The organism is Streptomyces griseocarneus, from assembly GCF_014655595.1.
Lineage (GTDB): Bacteria > Actinomycetota > Actinomycetes > Streptomycetales > Streptomycetaceae > Streptomyces > Streptomyces griseocarneus.
Genome location: NZ_BNBL01000006.1, coordinates 282,460 through 300,667, shown reverse-complemented (window position 1 = coordinate 300,667; position 18,208 = coordinate 282,460). Strand labels below are relative to the sequence as shown.

The following is an 18,208-nucleotide window of genomic DNA, read 5'->3' as shown; positions in this document are numbered from 1 at the left end:
GGTCGCCGCGCCCATGGGCGTACGGCCGTACGGACGCGGGCGGGCGCGCGTCCGTACGGCCGTCCCGGTCAGTGGAAGAAGTGGCGCGTGCCGGTGAAGTACATCGTCACGCCCGCCGCCTTCGCCGCCTCGACGACCTGCTCGTCGCGGACCGAACCGCCCGGCTGGGCCACGGCCTTGATGCCGGCCGCGGTGAGCACCTCGAGCCCGTCGGGGAAGGGGAAGAAGGCGTCCGAGGCGGCGTACGCGCCCCGCGCGCGCTCCTCGCCCGCGCGCTGGACGGCGAGCTTGGCGGAGTCGACGCGGTTGACCTGGCCCATGCCGACGCCGACGGTCGCGCTGTCCTTGGCCAGCAGGATGGCGTTGGACTTCACCGCGCGGCAGGCCTTCCAGGCGAAGGCCAGCTCGGCGAGCTCCTCGGCGGAGAGCGCCTCGCCGGTCGCCAGCGTCCAGTTGGCCGGGTCGTCGCCCTCGGCCTGGAGGCGGTCCTTGGCCTGGACCAGCAGACCGCCCTCGACGGGCCGGGACTCGCCGTGCGCCGCGGGGGCGTCGGCGCAGCGCAGCACACGGATGTTCTTCTTGCGGGCCAGCACCTCGACGGCGCCGTCCTCGTAGGCCGGGGCGATGATGACCTCGGTGAAGATCTCGGCGACCTGCTCGGCCATGGCCACCGACACCGGGCTGTTGACGGCGATCACGCCGCCGAACGCGGACAGCGGGTCGCAGGCGTGCGCCTTGCGGTGCGCCTCGGCGACGTCGGCGCCGGTCGCGATGCCGCACGGGTTGGCGTGCTTGATGATGGCGACGCAGGGGTCGGTGTGGTCGTACGCGGCGCGACGGGCGGCCTCGGTGTCCACGTAGTTGTTGTACGACATCTCCTTGCCGTGCAGCTGCTCGGCGTAGGCGAGGCCCTTGCCCGTGCCGTCGGTGTAGAGGGCGGCGGGCTGGTGGGGGTTCTCGCCGTAGCGCAGGACCTGCTGGCGCTCGTAGGAGACGCCGATGAAGTCCGGCCAGGGGCCCTCGTCCGCGCCGTAGCCCTCGGCGAACCAGTTCGCGACGGCCACGTCGTACGCGGCCGTGTGCTGGAACGCCTCGGCGGCCAGGCGCTTGCGGGCGGCGAGGTCGAAGCCGCCGTCGGCGACGGCCTTGAGCACGTCGTCGTAGCGTCCGGGGTTGACGATCACGGCGACGGAGGGGTGGTTCTTGGCGGCGGCGCGGACCATCGAGGGGCCGCCGATGTCGATCTGCTCGACGCACTCGTCGGGCGAGGCTCCCGAGGCGACGGTCTCGCGGAACGGGTAGAGGTTGACGATCACCAGCTCGAAGGCGGCCACGCCCAGCTTCTCGAGCTGCTCGCGGTGGGCCTCCAGGCGCTGGTCGGCGAGGATGCCGGCGTGCACGCGCGGGTGCAGGGTCTTCACCCGGCCGTCCAGGCACTCGGGGAAGCCGGTCAGCTCCTCCACCTTGGTGACGGGGACGCCGGCGGCGGCGATCCGGCCGGCCGTGGAACCGGTCGAGACCAGCTCGACGCCCGCCTCGTGCAGACCGCGCGCGAGCTCCTCCAGCCCGGTCTTGTCGTAGACGCTGACCAGCGCGCGGCGGATGGGCCGCTTCATACCTTCGGCGGTCACAGGAATTTCACCTTTCGTCCCTCTATGCGGTAGCCGTTGCGGGCCAGACGCCCCACGACCTCGACGAGCAGCGCTCGCTCGACTTCCTTGATCCGCTCGTGCAGCGCGGATTCGTCGTCCTCGTCCCGGACCTCGACCACGCCCTGGGCGATGATCGGGCCGGTGTCGACGCCCTCGTCGACGAAGTGGACGGTGCAGCCGGTCACCCGCACGCCGTACGCGAGCGCGTCGCGCACGCCGTGGGCGCCGGGAAAGCTGGGGAGCAGGGCGGGGTGCGTGTTGACGATCCGCCCGCCGAACCGGGCGAGGAACTCCTTGCCCAGGATCTTCATGAAGCCCGCGGAGACGACCAGGTCCGGCTCGTATGCCGCGGTCGCCTCCGTCAGCGCGCGGTCCCAGGCGTCGCGGCTGGGGTGGTCCTTCACCCGGCACACGAACGTCGGCAGCCCGGCGCGCTCGGCGCGCTCGAGCCCCACGATGTCCTCGCGGTCCGCGCCGACGGCCACGACGCGGGCGCCGTAGCCGTCCGGGTCGGCGGCGACGGCGTCCAGCAGGGCCTGCAGGTTCGTGCCGGAACCGGAGACGAGCGCGACGACGCGGGCGGGACGGTTCGGCGGCGGCTCCACGGCGGGACCCTTTCTCGCGGGGTGGTGCGGTGCAGGTGGTGCGGTTTGTATGGTCGTACGAAACGGGAGGGGCGCCGAATACGGGGAACCCTACGAAGCCGCCGACCGCCAGCAACGATACCGGCACACCGAACCGCCCCCACGGGACGGGGGCGCGCACGGGAGGTAGCGTCGGGACCGGATCGGACGGCGGCGCGGGAAAACGGGCGCGGCGCCGTACGCTCGAGGTGCAGGCCGACGACACAAGGGGAAGACACACTCCACATGCCGGACCGACGCCGCCACGCGGCTCACCGCCCCCCGCTGCCCACCGCCGCCGTGCTGCGCGAGCGCCAGTCGCCGCCGTCCGCCGGCCCGGAGGAGCGGGACAACCCCTTCGCGGCGCCGCCGAAGGGGCAGCCGGACCGGCCCTGGCAGCCGCGGACGCCCTCGGGCGGCGGCGAGGGGGACGGCGACGGCGGTTCCGGGGACGACCAGCGACCGGCATGGGGCAGCCAGTGGAGCAGCCGGCAGCCCGGCCGCCAGGACGGCGGCTTCGGCGGCGGCCAGGGACCGGGCGGCGGCCCGGGCGGCCCCGGCGGCGGCCTGCGCTGGGACCCGACGGACCCGGCGCAGCGGCGCGCCCGCTACGCCCTGCTCGCGGGCATGTGGGGCTTCTTCTTCGCCCTCTTCAGCATTCCGCAGGTGGCCCTGCTGCTGGGCGCGCTCTCCCTGTACTGGGGCGTGAGCTCGCTGCGCGCCAAGGCCAGGCCCCGCGACCCGGACTCCCCGGCCCCGGCCGCCGGCCCGGCTTCCGGCGGCTTCCGCCCCCAGACCACGGCGGCGGTGAGCGGCCTGGTCACGGGCGGCCTGGCGCTGGCCATCGTCGCGGCGACGTTCTCGTTCCACCTCGTCTACCGCGAGTACTACACGTGCGTGGACGACGCCCTGACCCAGACGTCCCGGCAGGCGTGCGAGAACCACCTGCCCAAGCAGCTGCGGCCGCTGCTCGGCAACCAGGACTGAGGTCGCCGGGCCCCGCCCCGGCCTGCGGGAAGCCCAGCCCCGGCTGCGGGAAACCCGCCCCGGCTACGGGAAGGGGTGGGGCGGCGGGAAGTCGGCCCTCTCCTCCCGCGCCGGCAGCGTCAGGTCCCGGGGCGCGAAGTCGGTCATGAGCCCGCCCCCCGAGTCCTTCAGCGCGGCCCACCGCCCCCGGCGGGACGCCGCGTCGTGCCACGCCGGCACCGGCGGCTGGGCGAGCGCTGGAGCCGGGCGGCTCGCGGAGCGCGGCTTGCGCCGCGTCCCCTTGCGCCGCCGGGGCTTCCACCAGCGCCGCCGCTCGAGCCGGCGCGAGGTCGCCGCCGCCTCCGGCATCGCCTCGCTGTGCGGCGTGGGCATCACCGGCAGCGTCTCCGGCTCGTAGGCCACGCTCTCCGTCGTCGCCGGCACGGCCGCCCCGCCCACGGCGAACCCGAACCAGGCCGCCACCGCCCGCCACCAGGACCGGGACGGCCCGCTGCCGGGCTCCTCGGCGGGGTCGGCAGGGGTCGCGGGGGTCGCGGGGACCGAGGGGGCGTCGGTGCCGGTGCCCGTGCCCGTGTCGGTGTCGGTGTCGGTGTCGGCAGGGGCGGTGGCGGCAGCGGGGCCGGAAGTGGCAGCGGGGTCGGGGGTGGCGTTGGCCACAGCCTCGTGCGGGGCCTGTGGAGCGGGAGCCATCGCGGGATCCGTCGACGATGGTGGCGCCACCGCCAGCCCCAGCAGCTCCCCCACCCTCCGCCATCCCGTCAGCCTCGTTCGCTCACGGTCGTCCCGCAATGCAACTCCCAGCCGCCACCGCATCAGCATCGCCCCCGGCAGCCCCACGGCCACCGTGCAGGCGGCCGCCGACGCGCCCGTACGCCACCACCGCGGGCCGAAGCCCGCCAGCGCGGCGTTGCCGAGCGGGCCGGACGCCGCGTACGCCAGCACCGTCATCACCACTCCGCACAGCAGCGCCCCCAGAACGGCCGTCACGGCCGCGTCCATCCAGCCCGGCAGAGGCGGGGAGGGTACGGCGGGATCGGAGGCGGGGTCCGCGACCCGCGGCCGGGGAACGGCGGCGAGCGCCACCGCGATCCCGGCCGCGGCCGCCAGTGCCGCCGCGCCCACCAGCACCAGCGGCCCGGCCTCGCCGGGCGACGGCAGCGCGGCGAGCAGCGGGAAGTGCGGCAGCGGGGACAGCTTGGGTACCGCCGTCAGCGGGGCGACCACACTGTCGGCGCCGACCGTGAAGCCGGGCCCGAGGCCGTACGCCACGGCCCAGATCATCGCGTTGGGCAGCAGGGCCGCGCTCACCAGGCAGACCGCCACCCGGCCCGACCAGCGCGGCGCCAGCTGGATGAACGCGTCCTCGGCCACGCCCGCGTGCAGGGCCAGCGACACGGCCACCAGCAGCGCGCCGCCGCCCAGCAGCACGGCCGTGGCCGCCCCGGCGGCCCGTACGACCTCGGCCAGATGCGCGCCGGTGAACCAGCACCGCACGCCCTCGGGCACCGTCCGCCGCACCAGCGACGGCGCGGGCAGCCCGGGGCGGCCCGCCGCGGTCCAGATCCCGGCCGCGATGAACGCTCCCGCGACCAGCGGCAGACACAGCAGCACGCTCAGCGGCGCGGGGCGCACCGGCGCGGACCACGCGTAGACCACCACGGCCAGGGCCACCAGCAGATAGCCGCCGAGCATCGCGGTGAACGCGGTGCGCGGCGCGGGGCCCGGTTCGTCCGGCGGCGCCCCCTCGGCGGGCTCGAGCGCGTGCCGGGCGGCGCGGTAGAGCAGGGTGCAGGGCACGGCCGCGAAGAGCAGGGGTGTCAGCCCGATGGGGACGGGGTTGCCGGAGAGGGAGTCGGTGCGGACGAGGTCGGCGCCGTGGGCCAGCAGCCAGAGGTCGGCGGCCACGCGCAGGGCGCCCGCCGGGCCGCCGTCGGGGTACGGGGAGGTGATCCACAGCGCCAGCACGATCATGGCGAAGGCGCCGAGCCCCAGGCCCGCGGCGAGCACCCCGCCGAAGAACACCGTGGTCGTCGCGGACGCCCCGCTCACGGCGGGCCGCTGGCGGGACGGCGACGACGGGCCGTGATCGGCGTACTGGCTCACGGGGCCATGCTGCCAAGAACGCGGCTTCGGTTCGGGTAGCCGTCACATGCCCGTCGTGTCGCTTGCGCCGGATGAATGCGCCTATGCGGCTGTACGGGGTGTATGCGGGCGTACGGGGGGTGGTGGATACGGGCGTACGAGGGGGGATACGGGCGTGGGCCCGCACCCCAAAGGGGTGCGGGCCCACGTCGTGGAGCCTTGGCGTCCGCCGGAGGACCGGAGGAGCCGCCGGGGAACCCGGAGAAGGGTCAGCCGGCCAGCGCGGCGCGCGCGAGGCGGGCGGTCTCGGACGGGGTCTTGCCGACCTTCACGCCCGCGGCCTCCAGGGCCTCCTTCTTCGCCTGCGCCGTGCCGGAGGAGCCGGACACGATGGCGCCGGCGTGGCCCATCGTCTTGCCCTCGGGCGCGGTGAAGCCGGCCACGTAGCCGACGACCGGCTTGGTGACGTTGGCCTTGATGAAGTCCGCGGCCCGCTCCTCGGCGTCGCCGCCGATCTCGCCGATCATGACGATCAGGTCGGTGTCGGGGTCGGCCTCGAACGCGGCGAGGGCGTCGATGTGCGTGGTGCCGATGACCGGGTCGCCACCGATGCCGACGGCGGAGGAGAAGCCGATGTCACGGAGCTCGTACATCATCTGGTAGGTCAGCGTGCCCGACTTGGACACCAGACCGATGCGGCCGGGCTTGGTGATGTCGCCCGGGATGATGCCGGCGTTCGACTGGCCCGGGGTGATCAGACCGGGGCAGTTCGGGCCGATGATGCGGGTCTTGTTGCCCTTGGACTTGGCGTACGCCCAGAAGGCGGCCGAGTCGTGGACGGCGATGCCCTCGGTGATGACGACGGCCAGGCCGATCCCGGCGTCGATCGCCTCGACCACGGCGGCCTTGGCGAAGGCCGGCGGCACGAAGACGACGGTGACGTCGGCGCCGGTCTTCTCCATCGCCTCGGCGACGGAGCCGAAGACCGGGACGGCCGTGCCGTCGAAGTCGACCTCGGTGCCGGCCTTGCGCGGGTTCACGCCGCCGACGATGTTGGTGCCGTCACCCAGCATGAGCTTGGTGTGCTTCATGCCCGTGGCACCGGTCATCCCCTGGACGATGACCTTGCTGTCCTTGGTGAGGAAGATAGCCATGGTTGTGGAGTCCTCGTCCTTTACTTAGCCGCAGCCAGCTCGGCGGCCTTGTCGGCCGCGCCGTCCATGGTGTCCACGCGCTGCACGAGCGGGTGGTTGGCGTCGGACAGGATCTTGCGACCCAGCTCCGCGTTGTTGCCGTCGAGGCGCACGACCAGCGGCTTGGTGACGTCCTCGCCCTTGTTCTTGAGCAGCTCGAGGGCCTGGACGATGCCCTTGGCGACCTCGTCGCACGCGGTGATGCCACCGAAGACGTTGACGAAGACGGACTTGACGTCCGGGTCGCCGAGGATGATCTCGAGACCGTTGGCCATGACCTCGGCGGAGGCGCCGCCACCGATGTCGAGGAAGTTGGCGGGCTTGACGCCGCCGTGGTTCTCACCGGCGTAGGCGACGACGTCGAGGGTCGACATGACCAGACCCGCGCCGTTGCCGATGATGCCGACCTGGCCGTCGAGCTTGACGTAGTTCAGGCCCTTGGCCTTGGCGGCCGCCTCGAGGGGGTTGGCCGAGGCCTTGTCCTCGAGCGCCTCGTGCTCCGGCTGGCGGAAGTCGGCGTTCTCGTCGAGCGAGACCTTGCCGTCGAGGGCGATGACGTCGCCGCTGGCGACCTTGGCCAGCGGGTTGACCTCGACGAGGAGCGCGTCCTCGGCGACGAAGGTCTTCCACAGGGTCACCATGACCTCGGCGACCTTCTCGGCCACCTCGGCCGGGAACTTCGCCTGGGCGACGATCTCGCGGGCCTTCTCGATGGAGACGCCCTCGTTGGCGTCGACCGGCACCTTGGCGAGCTTCTCGGGGGTCGTCGCGGCGACCTCCTCGATGTCCATGCCACCGGCGACCGAGGCCATGGCCAGGAAGGTGCGGTTGGTGCGGTCGAGGAGGTACGAGACGTAGTACTCCTCGAGGATCTCCGGAGCGGTCTCGGCGATCATCACCTTGTGGACCGTGTGGCCCTTGATGTCCATGCCGAGGATGTCCGTCGCGCGGGCGACGGCCTCGTCCGGGGTGGCGGCCAGCTTCACGCCACCGGCCTTGCCACGGCCACCGACCTTGACCTGGGCCTTGACGACCGACTTGCCGCCGAGACGCTCGGTCGCGGCGCGCGCCCCCTCAGGCGTGTCGATGACTTCACCGGCCAGCACCGGTACACCGTGCTTGGCGAAGAGGTCCCTCGCCTGGTACTCGAACAGGTCCACGCGCGTCCGTCCCTTTTCCATGGATATCGCGGTTCGTTGTCTGCGCGGGCGTGCCGCAGGCAGCGTGACGACGCGATCTTTTACGAGGGCGGCACACGTTCACCGTTGACGCGGCATGTCCGTCTCGCAGGTTATCCCCGAGGGGGGTGGGTCCCTAAATCGCAGGTCACACTCAGGCCGTGATTACGCTCACAGATCGCGACGGCGCCCGTACTCATCCGGCGCGGCGCGGCCCGTCACGCGGCCGCCTCGGGTATGGGCAGCGGGCGCTTCTCCAGGGCGGCAGCCATCACGTCCGGGAAGAGGTCGGGGGTGCAGGCGAAGGCGGGTGCGCCGAGGGCCGCGAGGGCCGCCGCGTGTTCGCGGTCGTAGGCGGGGGCGCCCTCGTCCGACAGGGCCAGCAGGGTCACGAACTGCACTCCCGATGCCTTCATGGCGGCCACCCTCTTGAGCATCTCGTCGCGGATTCCGCCCTCGTAGAGATCACTGATGAGGACCACAACGGTCTCGGCCGGGCGGGTGATGCGGGACTGGCAGTAGGCGAGCGCGCGGTTGATGTCCGTGCCGCCGCCGAGCTGGGTGCCGAACAGCACGTCGACCGGGTCGGCCAGCTGGTCGGTGAGGTCCACGACGGACGTGTCGAAGACGACCAGGCGGGTGGTGAGGGCGCGCATGGAGGCGAGGACCGCGCCGAAGACGGAGGCGTAGACGACGGAGGCGGCCATCGAACCGGACTGGTCGATGCACAGGATCACCTCCTTCTTCACCGCCTGCGAGGCCCGCCCGTAGCCGATGAGGCGCTCGGGGACGACCGTGCGGTGTTCGGGGAGGTAGTTCTTGAGATTGGCCCGGATGGTGCGGTTCCAGTCGATGTCGTGGTGCCGGGGGCGGCTGACGCGCGCCGAGCGGTCCAGGGCGCCGGAGAGCGTGGCGCGGGTGCGCGTCGTCAGGCGCTTCTCGAGGTCCTCGACCACCTTGCGGACGACGGCCCGCGCGGTCTCCTTGGTGGTCTCCGGCATCGCCTTGTTGAGCGAGAGCAGCGTGCCGACGAGATGGACGTCCGCCTCGACGGCCTCCAGCATCTCCGGCTCGAGCAGCAGGGCGGACAGCCCCAGCCGGTCGATGGCGTCGCGCTGCATCACCTGAACGACGGACGCCGGGAAGTACGTCCGGATGTCCCCCAGCCAGCGGGCGACGCGCGGCGCCGAGCCGCCGAGGCCGGCCCCGCGCGGGCCCCCGCGCCCGCTGCCGTCGCCCGGTCCCGAGCCGTAGAGCGCCTCCAGAGTGCGGTCCATGGCGGCATCGGTGCCGGCGAGCGCGCAACCCGTGCCGTCGCTGCCGGCCCCGCCGAGCACGAGCCGCCAGCGGCGCAGCCGCTCGGTGGCGGCGTCTGTGGCGGTGCCGGTCTCGGTCTCGGTGGCGGTGTCATCCGTGGTCATCGTCGTCATCCGCTTCTCATCCCCCTGTGTGTGCCATGCCCAGCAGCAGGCGCATCGTCGGCAGCACCGCCGCCGCGCGCTCCTCGTCGAGCGCCGCCCCGAAGCCGCCCCCCGCCATCTCTCCCGGGGCCGCCGCCCCCGCGTCCCCCGTCCCGCCCCGGCGGACCCGCTCGCCCAGCGTCCGGCGCACCCCCGGCTCGAAGGCGGAGAAGGTACGGCGCAGCAGGGGCAGTACGTCCGTGAAGGCGTCCGGCGCCACACCGGTCAGCCAGGCGTCGACGAGGGCGAGCAGCCGCTCGTCGTGGACGAGCAGCATGCCGCCGGAACCGCCGCTGCCGACGAACCCCTCGATCCAGGCGGCCGCCTCGGCGGGGGCCGTACCGACCGAGAGCACGAGCCCCATCAGCCGGGCGGCCCGCTCGTGCGTCAGCCGCCCGTCGTCGAGCAGCAGCCGCGCGGCCCGGCCCCGTATCCCGCCCGGCAGCCCGTCCCGTTCGGCCAGCGTGGTCAGCACGGCGGCCCAGCGCTCGCGGAGGGCTCCGGCGGACGACGCGCTGTCCTTGCCTGTCTCGCTGGTCTCGCTGGTCTCGCTGGTCTCGCTGGTATTGCTCGTCTCGTTGGTCTCGCCGGCCTCCGCCAGCAGGGCCACGGCGCGGTGGACCGCGTCCACGTGGCCGCGCATCTCCGCCGCCGCGTCCCCGTCGAGGCCCGAGCAGGCGGCAGGGAGGCCGACGAAGACGCGTTCGGCGAGGCCCTCCGCCACCTCGCCGAGGGCCGCGGTGTCCGTGCGGCGCACGTCGCCGTAGCGCACGGAGCGGACCAGGGCCGGCAGGGCCTGGGCCAGGTGCGCCACGTCCGAGTCGAGCGCGGCGCGGTCGGCGAGGGCGCGCATGACGACGGGCAGGGCGTCGGGCAGGCCCGCGAGCAGGCACTGCTCGGCGAGGGCCGTGACCTCGGCGAGGGCGGTGGCGCCCCGCGCCAGCGACTCGGCCTTCGCGGTCGCCGCGCCCTCCACCGTGGTGCCCCACACCCCCGCCTCGGCGAGCCGTACGGACAGCTCCGGCTCCCAGCACAGCCGCCAGGTCTCCCGGAACGTGCCGAGGCCGGCGCGCGAGCGCTGCGGCTCGCCCCAGCCGACGCCCAGCAGGCGCAGCCGGTGCAGCAGCCTGCTGCGGGCGGCGTCGGTGTCCTTGCGCAGGTCGAACTCGAGGTCGCGGAAGGCCGCTTCGGGCTTGATCCGCAGGCTGCGCTGGAGGCGGGCGAGGTCGCGTTGGAGGGGCGGGGCGGGCGCGGACCCGGGGACCTCGCCGAGCACGTCGCCGATGACGAGCCGGTCCTGGACGAGGGCGAGCGGCACGTCCGAGCCGTCGCACATCACGGCGCGCACCGCGTCGGTGGTCTCGCCGAGGCCGGCCAGCGGCCGGCCGCGCATGACTGCGAGCGTGTCGGCGAGCCGCACGGCCTCGATGACGTGCGCGGAGGAGACCGGGTGGTCCTCGTCGCGCAGAAGGCGCGCGACCTCGGTCATCCAGCGTTCGACGGGCCGGTCGGGGGCGCGGAAGAGGTGCCCGTACCAGCCGGGTGAGGTGATGCCGGCGCCGTAGCCGCTGCGCCGGGCGAGCCTGCGGTGGGTCCAGGGCACCCAGCCGATCTCCGTCTTGACCTTGGGCAGGCCCTTGAGCAGCTGCCGGTCGGCGGCCACGGTCCGCTTCTCGGCGAGGGCCGGGACGTGCCAGGCGCCGCAGACGACCGCGATGCCGTCGCCGAACTCCCGCCGGGCGTCGCGCAGTCGCAGCCGCATGTGGGCCTCGCGGACGGCGTCCCGGCCGGCCCGGGGACCGGACTCGGTGGCCTCGCCGGCGCCGGTCGCGTCGGCCGTGTCGGTCGCGTCCGTCGCGTCGTCGAAGGAGGCCCGCAGCTCGGCCATCGCCTCGGCGATGGCCGTGAACGGCGCGAGCGCGTCGCCGTCCGGTGCGACGCGGCCGGCGCCGCGGCGGTGCTCGACGGCGTCCTCCCACCACACTTCGGGGTCGTCGTAGCCGGCGGCTCCGGCGAGCGCGGCCAGCGGGTCCAGGCGCGGCGCGCGGCCGGCTTCGTCGCCGGCCTCCGGCTTACCGGGGTGCTCGCCCTCGGTCCCCTCCTCGTTCAGCGCGAGCGTGTGCGCGGCGGGCAGGTCGATGAAGCGGACCGGCACGTCGTGGGCGAGCGCCCAGCGGATGGCGGCCCACTCCGGGGAGAACTCCGCGAACGGCCAGAACGCGGCCCGGCCCGGGTCGGCGGCGGCGTGGGCCAGCAGCGCCACCGGCGGGCGCATGCCCTCGTCGGCCGCGAGGTGGACGAGGGCGTCCGCCTCGGGCGGCCCCTCGATCAGCACGGCGGCCGGCCGGCACTGCTCGAGCGCCGCCCGCACCGACCGCGCGGAGCCCGGCCCGTGGTGGCGCACCCCGAGCAGCGCCGGGGCGGGGCCGCTCATACGGACACCTCGCGGCAGGCGCGGTAGAAGTCCTTCCAGCCGTCGCGCTCGCGGACGACCGTCTCCAGGTACTCCTGCCAGACGACGCGGTCCGCCGCCGGGTCGCGGACGACCGCGCCGAGGATGCCGGCGGCCACGTCCCCCGCGCGCAGGACGCCGTCGCCGAAGTGCGCGGCGAGCGCGAGGCCGCCGGTGACGACGGAGATGGCCTCGGCCGTCGAGAGCGTCCCGGAGGGCGACTTGAGCTTCGTGCGGCCGTCGGTGGTGACTCCGTCGCGCAGCTCGCGGAATACGGTGACGACGCGGCGGATCTCGTCGATGCCGTCGGGCGTGGCGGGCAGGTCGAGGGAGCGGCCGAGCTGGTCGACGCGGCGGGCGACGATGTCGACCTCGGCCTCGGGGCTGGCGGGCAGCGGCAGTACGACGGTGTTGAAGCGACGGCGCAGGGCGCTGGAGAGTTCGTTGACGCCCCGGTCGCGGTCGTTGGCCGTGGCGATCAGGTTGAATCCGCGCACGGCCTGCACCTCCTCCCCCAGCTCGGGGATGGGCAGGGTCTTCTCGGACAGGACGGTGATCAGGGTGTCCTGGACGTCGGCGGGGATGCGGGTGAGCTCCTCGACCCGCGCGGTCATGCCCTCGGCCATGGCCCGCATGACGGGGCTGGGCACGATCGCCTCGCGGCTGGGGCCGTGGGCGAGGAGCCGGGCGTAGTCCCAGCCGTAGCGGATGGCCTCCTCGGCCGTGCCGGCGGTGCCCTGCACGAGCAGGGTGGAGTCGCCGCTGACGGCGGCGGCCAGGTGCTCGGACACCCAGGTCTTGGCGGTGCCGGGCACGCCGAGCAGGAGCAGGGCGCGGTCGGTGGCGAGCGTGGTGACGGCGACCTCGACGACCCGGCGCGGGCCGACGTACTTCGGCGTGATGACCGTGCCGTCGGGCAGGGTGCCGCCGAGCAGGTAGGTGGCGACGGCCCACGGCGACAGGCGCCAACGCGCGGGCCTGGGGCGGTCGTCGGCCGCCGCGAGCGCCTTCAGCTCGTCGGCGAAGGCGTCCTCGGCATGCGGTCGCAGGGCTTCCGAATTGATTCCGGGCACGGTTCAAGTCCCCCTCGTCGTGCGGTTCCGGGTTACGTCCAAAACCCTGCACCACACCACTGACAATCGGCCCCGGCATGTGGAAACCGCAGGTCAGAGCGATTGTCAGTGGGGAGTCGTAACGTCGTCGGCATGAATCGCCAGGGGGAACGCTGGACGGCGGAACAGGTGCTCGCGCTGGCTCCTGACGCCGCATCACGCAAGGCGGGCGCGAAGCTCGCGGCGCCCGGTCCGTGGTCGGGCACGGGCGCGCGGACGGACGCGCCCACGGACGGAACGGAGGGGGGTGCGGACGGGGAATCGGGCGGGGGAACGGGCGCGGTCTGGGGGGAGTGCAAGGGCAGCGGCAGCAAGCCCTACCGCACGGTCGTGGACCTCGCGGGGTCCGGCGGCCCGGCCTTCCACTGCAGCTGCCCGAGCCGGAAGTTCCCGTGCAAACACGCCCTGGGCCTGCTGCTGTTGTGGACGGAGGGGGAGGCCGCCGTGCCGTCCTCGGCCGCGACGCCGCCCGACTGGGCGGGGCAGTGGCTGGAGCGGCGCCGGCAGCGCGTCGAGCGGGCGGCGGGGGCCGGTCAGGACGGGGGGACGGCCCCCGCCCCCGCGGACGCCGAGGCGGCCCGGCGTCGCTCCGAGCGGCGCGCGGGGCGGATCGCCGAGGGCGCGGCCGAGCTGGAGCGGCGGCTGGCCGATCTGCTGCGGGGCGGGCTCGCGGCCGTCGAGGGGGCGGCGTACGGGCAGTGGGACGAGACGGCGGCCCGCATGGTCGACGCGCAGGCGCCGGGACTGGCGGCGCGCGTAAGGGAGTTGGCGTCGGTGGCGGGGGCCGGGTCCGCGGCGGGGACGGACTGGGCCTCACGGCTGCTGGAGGAGTGCGCGCTGCTGCACACCCTGGGCCAGGGGTATCTGCGGGTGGAGGAGCTGCCGGAGGCGCTGGCGGCGACGGTCCGCACGCGCGTCGGGATCACGTCGGACGCGGCGGCCCTGCTGGCCACCGTCCCGCCCGTGCGGGACCACTGGCTGGTCCTGGCCCAGCGGGACAGCGACGACGGCCGCCTGACCACGCGCCGCATCTGGCTGTACGGCAGGAGCACGGGCCGGATGGCCCTCCTCCTCTCTTATGGCGCCGCCGGCCGCGCGCCCGAGCTCTCCCTTCCGGTGGGCCTCGCGCTGGACGCCGATCTGGCCTTCCATCCCTCCGCGCGTCCGCTGCGCGCGGTGCTGGGCACACGCCACGGCCCGCCCGGCCCCAGCCCGGAGCCACCGCCGGGCGGTGGCACGGAGGCGGCGCTGCGCGCCTACGGCGAGGCCCTGCGGGACGACCCCTGGCTGGAGTCCTGGCCGGTGGTCCTCTCGGCGGTGACGCCGGTGCCGGACGCGGACGGCAAGGGCTGGCAAGTGGCCGACGCTCCGGGCGAGTCGGCGCTTCCCGTCGCGCCCGGGAGCGGCGGGGACGACATGGGCCTGTGGCGGCTGACGGCGATATCCGGCGGCGGCCCGGTGCCGGTCTTCGGCGAGTGCGGACACCGGGGCTTCACTCCGCTGACGACGTGGGCGCCGGAGCCGGTGGCGCTCTGACGCGCGCCCGTGAGGACCCGCGCAGCTTTCTGTACGGACCCGCGCGGCTTCTGTACGGACCCGCGCGGCCTCCGTGCGGTCCCGCGCGGCCCTCACGCACTGCCTCAACCGTCTCCTTCACCCCATCCGTCTCCTTCACCTCCTTCGCCGCCTCCGCCCGGCCGCACCGGCCCGGGTGGCCACCGCACAGGAAGGGCACGCTCGTGACCAGCCCCACCACCAGTCCCCTGCCCCCCACCGGCTCCGCCGCCACCTCCGGCACCGGTCCGGGCGGCCCCGGCTGGGACGACCTCCTCACCGCCGCCCTCCTCGGCACCGAACGGCGGGCGGTGCCCGCGCGGCCACGGCCGGGACAGGACGCCGCCGGGGCGCTCCTGGACGCCGCCGCGCTGCGGACCGTGCGACGGCGGGCCGCTCTGCTGCCGGCTCCCGCGCGGGCCCGGCCCGGGGCCGCCCCCCGGGACGACCGGCCCGCACTGCCCGACGCGGCCCGGCGACGGCTCGCGCTGCTGCTCGCCGACCGGGCCGCGCCCGGCGGCGGAGGACGCCGGGGCGGGGCGCCGGACCTCACCGAACTGCTCCCCCAGTGGCTGGCGGCCGCCAACGGCCATGGCTACCGCGCCCCCGAGGCGCTGCTGCCCGCCCTGCTCGAGGCGGCACGGGCCCGCAGCGACCTGCGCCCGGCGGCGCTGGCCCTCGGCGGGCCCAGGGCCCTGTGGCTGGCCCGGCTCAACCCGCAGTGGAAGTACGCCCTGCGCGGCGGTACGGCGGCGGGCTTCCCGGGAGCGGCTGCCGCGTCCGCGAGGAGCCCCGAGGACGAACGGCGCGTCTGGCAGGAGGGGCTGTTCGCAGAGCGCGTCGGCGTGCTGGCGGCCGTACGGCGCCGCGATCCCGCCGCCGGGCGGGATCTGCTGGCCTCGACGTGGGCGAAGGAGCCGGCGGAGGACCGGCTGATGCTCCTCGACTCGCTGCGCGCGGAGCTCTCTGCCGGGGACGAGACGTTCCTGGAGCAGGCCCTGTCCGACCGGAGCCGCAACGTCCGGGCCACGGCGGCGGAGCTGCTGACGGCCCTGCCCGGTTCGGCGCTGGCGGCCCGGATGGCCGAGCGCGCACGGGCGTGCGTGGCCCTGGACCGTACGGCCGACGGCGGCGCGCGCATCGTGGTCGAGGCGCCGCACGAGTGCGACGGCGGGATGCAGCGGGACGGCGTGGTGGCCAAGCCGCCGGCGGGCCGCGGCGAACGGTCGTGGTGGCTGAGCCAGCTGGTGGAGGCGGCACCGCTGGCGATCTGGTGCGAGCGGCTGGGGGTGGGCGGCGCGGCGGAGGCCGTGGCCCTGCCGGTCGCCGACGACTGGCAGCCGGATCTGCACGCCGCCTGGTGCCGGGCGGCCGCTCGGCAGGGGGACGCGGAGTGGTCCCGGGCCCTGCTCGGCCCGGCGACGTCACCGCCCGCCCCGGCGAGCTCCTCGTGGCTGGACCCCGCCAAGCTGCTGTCCGCACTGCCTCCGGCGGAACGGGCCGGGTGGGTGGCGGAGTTCGTCGCGGCCCACGGCCTGTCCGAGGCGTTCCGGCTGCTGGGGGTGTGCGCCGTCCCCTGGGCGGAGCCGCTGGGCGCGGCGGTGGTCGACGCGCTGGACACCGCACGCCGGGCGGGCGGCTATCCGTGGAGCTTCAGCGGGGTGATGGGCCTGGCCGAGCGTTGCCTCGACCCGGCTCAGGCCGACCGCCTGGAGGCGCTCACCACCGTCCCCGAGGGGCCGGCGGACGGCGCCGCCGCCGGCGCCACGGGCTACTGGGCCGAGGCCTTCCAGCGCCTCATAGGCACGCTGCGCCTGCGGGCCGCGATGCGCGCGGAGCTCGCCGGACAGGACGCGGACACGGACACGGCGACCACGCGGCCGTAGCCCCGCGCGGAGGCGCGCCCGGCGCGGGCACGTACCGGTGCCGTACCGCCGCCGGGCCGCGGACCGCGTGCGGCCCGCGGCGCGGAGAGGTACGAACCGGAGGGTTGCGGCTCCGGCTACGCCTCCGCCGGCTGCCGGACGTTGGCGTTGACCCACTCCACGATCGCCGTCGTCGTCGCGCCCGGGGTGAAGATCTCGGCGACGCCCTGCGCCTTGAGCGGGGCGATGTCGGCCTCGGGGATGATGCCGCCGCCGAAGACCTTGATGTCGGCCGCGTCGCGCTCCCGCAGGAGCTCGATCACCTTGGCGAAGAGCGTGTTGTGGGCGCCGGAGAGGATGGACAGACCGATCGCGTCGGCGTCCTCCTGGATGGCGGTGTCGACGATCTGCTCGGGCGTCTGGTGGAGCCCCGTGTAGATGACCTCCATGCCGGCGTCGCGCAGCGCACGCGCGATGACCTTGGCGCCGCGATCATGGCCGTCGAGCCCCGGCTTGGCCACCACCACGCGGATCGGACCGGTCACTCCCATCACTGCCTCCATGTACGAGCCGTCAACCGGCCGCGAGGCCCCGTACCCAAGGGCCCGGGGACGTGAACGAACGTTATCTCCAGCATCCCGCAAGCGGCCGTTTCGCGGTGGAGAGCGAGGGGGAAATCACACGTGGGACACCACGTTCGCTACGCGCCGCTTCCGCACCCCGCGTCTCACGGGCCGCACGCGCCCGATCCGACCCGAGTCGCCGGACCGTGAAGCGGTCGCGAGGGGAGCCGCGACGAGGCCTCCGCACCACCCGCGCCGGCAGCCGCACGGCACGGCGGTGCGGCTGCCGCGCACAGCTGCCCGCGAGGGCACACGGGGGACAAGGGCCGCCTTGACTGTGTGCCGTTCGGGAGGTCGGTCGGCCATGAGGGCCTTGCCCTTTCTCTGTACCCTCTTACGCCCTTGTGCTCTTGTGCGCCCGTCGGCCGCGCTGCTGCGGTCCACGGTCCTGGAGCTGGCGATCCTTACCGCGCATGTGCTGATCTACCCCACCGGCATGGCGCAGGAGCGCCGCCCGCCGCCGCGGCCCCTGCCGCCGGCGCCGACTCCGGCTGAGGCACGGGAGACGCGAGGGGCACTGGAGGCGCTTGAGACACGGGAGGCGCCGGACGCGGCGGGGGCGGGCGACACGCCCGGGGCCGGCGATGTCACCCATCTGCCGGTTCTTCTTCTTCACGGCTTCATCGACAACCGCTCCGTGTTCGTCCTGTTGCGCCGTTCGCTGCTGCGGCACGGCTGGCGGCAGGTGTGGTCGCTGAACTACTCCCCCCTCACGTGCGACATCCGCACGGCGGCCACCCTCCTCGCCCGGCACGTCGAGGAGGTCTGCGCCGGCACGGGACACGAACGGGTGGACATGGTCGGGCACAGCCTGGGCGGCCTGGTCGCGCGCTATTACATCCAGCGCCTGGGCGGCGACGCCCGCGTGCGCACCCTCGTCACTCTTGGCACGCCGCACGGCGGAACGCGCGTGGCGCCCCTTATGTCGGCCCATCCCCTGGTGCGCCAGATGCGCCCGGATTCGGATGTCATCGCGGAACTGGCCGAGCCCGCACCGCATTGCGCGACGCAATTCATCGGTTTCTGGAGCGACCTGGATCAGATCATGGTGCCGGTCGAGACCGCCCGTATCGATCACCCCGACCTGATGGCGCGCAACGTCCGGGTGAGCGGCGTCGGCCATCTCGCGCTGCCCGTGCACGGGGCGGTGGCGGCGGGCATCCGACAGGCGCTGACCACGGAAGAAGCCGTGGCCGGCGCACGGGGGGCCGCCTCCGTCGCATGAGCTGGGCCCGTGTTCACGGTGCAGGGCCGCCCTCTCGGCGCCCCCTTGACGCCTCTTTGACACTCCCGCACCCGATAGCGGATCGAACGAATATCGAACGCCGGGTCGATCCACCGGGCCGCTGTCAGCCGAAAGGCGGCTAAATGCCCGAGCCCTCACCCCGTGAAACGTGAGGAAGATTGTCGTTGCCGCATACCGCCGG

General features: G+C 74.6%; 13 protein-coding genes. 4 read left to right on the top strand and 9 right to left on the bottom strand.

The features are described 5' to 3' along the window. Window positions 1–68: 68 nt before the first annotated feature. Window positions 69–1,616, bottom strand: a complete 1,548-nt coding sequence (gene purH / locus IE295_RS17925; RefSeq protein WP_190064818.1) for a bifunctional phosphoribosylaminoimidazolecarboxamide formyltransferase/IMP cyclohydrolase — start codon at window positions 1,614–1,616, stop codon at window positions 69–71. A gap of 11 nt (window positions 1,617–1,627) precedes the next feature. Further along, the gene (gene purN, locus IE295_RS17920) at window positions 1,628–2,257 is read right to left on the bottom strand and encodes a phosphoribosylglycinamide formyltransferase (RefSeq protein ID WP_190064660.1); all 630 of its coding nucleotides are present in this window, start codon (window positions 2,255–2,257) and stop codon (window positions 1,628–1,630) included. Window positions 2,258–2,521: 264 nt separating this feature from the next. On the opposite strand from purN, the gene IE295_RS17915 reads away from it, so the two are divergent. Continuing rightward, window positions 2,522–3,262 (top strand): hypothetical protein, encoded by a 741-nt coding sequence (locus IE295_RS17915; protein ID WP_190064659.1) that lies wholly within the window; start codon window positions 2,522–2,524, stop codon window positions 3,260–3,262. Window positions 3,263–3,325: 63 nt separating this feature from the next. Here IE295_RS17915 and IE295_RS17910 read toward each other — a convergent pair whose 3' ends face one another. The 6 genes from IE295_RS17910 to IE295_RS17885 all read right to left on the bottom strand — a co-directional run bounded on the left by IE295_RS17910 (window position 3,326) and on the right by IE295_RS17885 (window position 12,700). Further along, window positions 3,326–5,365 carry a cell division protein PerM gene (locus IE295_RS17910; RefSeq protein ID WP_190064658.1) on the bottom strand — a complete coding sequence of 680 codons (2,040 nt, stop codon included), beginning with the start codon at window positions 5,363–5,365 and terminating at the stop codon, window positions 3,326–3,328. A gap of 248 nt (window positions 5,366–5,613) precedes the next feature. Further along, entirely contained in the window at window positions 5,614–6,498 is an 885-nt protein-coding gene (gene sucD / locus IE295_RS17905) for a succinate--CoA ligase subunit alpha (RefSeq protein ID WP_190064657.1), read from the bottom strand. A gap of 20 nt (window positions 6,499–6,518) precedes the next feature. Next, window positions 6,519–7,697 (bottom strand): ADP-forming succinate--CoA ligase subunit beta, encoded by a 1,179-nt coding sequence (gene sucC / locus IE295_RS17900; protein WP_190064656.1) that lies wholly within the window; start codon window positions 7,695–7,697, stop codon window positions 6,519–6,521. Between the two features lie 236 nt (window positions 7,698–7,933). Continuing rightward, complete coding sequence (locus tag IE295_RS17895; protein WP_190064817.1) at window positions 7,934–9,136, bottom strand: VWA domain-containing protein; 1,203 nt, start codon at window positions 9,134–9,136, stop codon at window positions 7,934–7,936. A 16-nt stretch (window positions 9,137–9,152) separates the two neighbouring features. Then, window positions 9,153–11,609 (bottom strand): DUF5682 family protein, encoded by a 2,457-nt coding sequence (locus IE295_RS17890; RefSeq protein ID WP_190064655.1) that lies wholly within the window; start codon window positions 11,607–11,609, stop codon window positions 9,153–9,155. Beyond that, complete coding sequence (locus tag IE295_RS17885; RefSeq protein WP_190064654.1) at window positions 11,606–12,700, bottom strand: ATP-binding protein; 1,095 nt, start codon at window positions 12,698–12,700, stop codon at window positions 11,606–11,608. The genes IE295_RS17890 and IE295_RS17885 overlap by 4 nt, the downstream gene beginning before the upstream one ends. 132 nt (window positions 12,701–12,832) lie before the next feature. Between IE295_RS17885 and IE295_RS17880 the strand changes: the two genes are divergently transcribed. Beyond that, the gene (locus IE295_RS17880) at window positions 12,833–14,275 is read left to right on the top strand and encodes an SWIM zinc finger family protein (RefSeq protein WP_190064653.1); all 1,443 of its coding nucleotides are present in this window, start codon (window positions 12,833–12,835) and stop codon (window positions 14,273–14,275) included. A gap of 203 nt (window positions 14,276–14,478) precedes the next feature. Further along, window positions 14,479–16,179: a DUF5691 domain-containing protein gene (locus IE295_RS17875; RefSeq protein WP_372478825.1), complete on the top strand. Its 1,701-nt coding sequence runs from the start codon at window positions 14,479–14,481 to the stop codon at window positions 16,177–16,179. A 116-nt stretch (window positions 16,180–16,295) separates the two neighbouring features. Here IE295_RS17875 and icmB read toward each other — a convergent pair whose 3' ends face one another. Then, window positions 16,296–16,709 carry a coenzyme B12-dependent isobutyryl CoA mutase small subunit gene (gene icmB, locus IE295_RS17870; protein ID WP_190064652.1) on the bottom strand — a complete coding sequence of 138 codons (414 nt, stop codon included), beginning with the start codon at window positions 16,707–16,709 and terminating at the stop codon, window positions 16,296–16,298. 376 nt (window positions 16,710–17,085) lie between these two features. Here icmB and IE295_RS17865 point away from each other — a divergent pair, with 376 nt between their 5' ends. Further along, window positions 17,086–18,006 (top strand): esterase/lipase family protein, encoded by a 921-nt coding sequence (locus IE295_RS17865; RefSeq protein ID WP_190064651.1) that lies wholly within the window; start codon window positions 17,086–17,088, stop codon window positions 18,004–18,006. Window positions 18,007–18,208 lie beyond the last annotated feature (202 nt).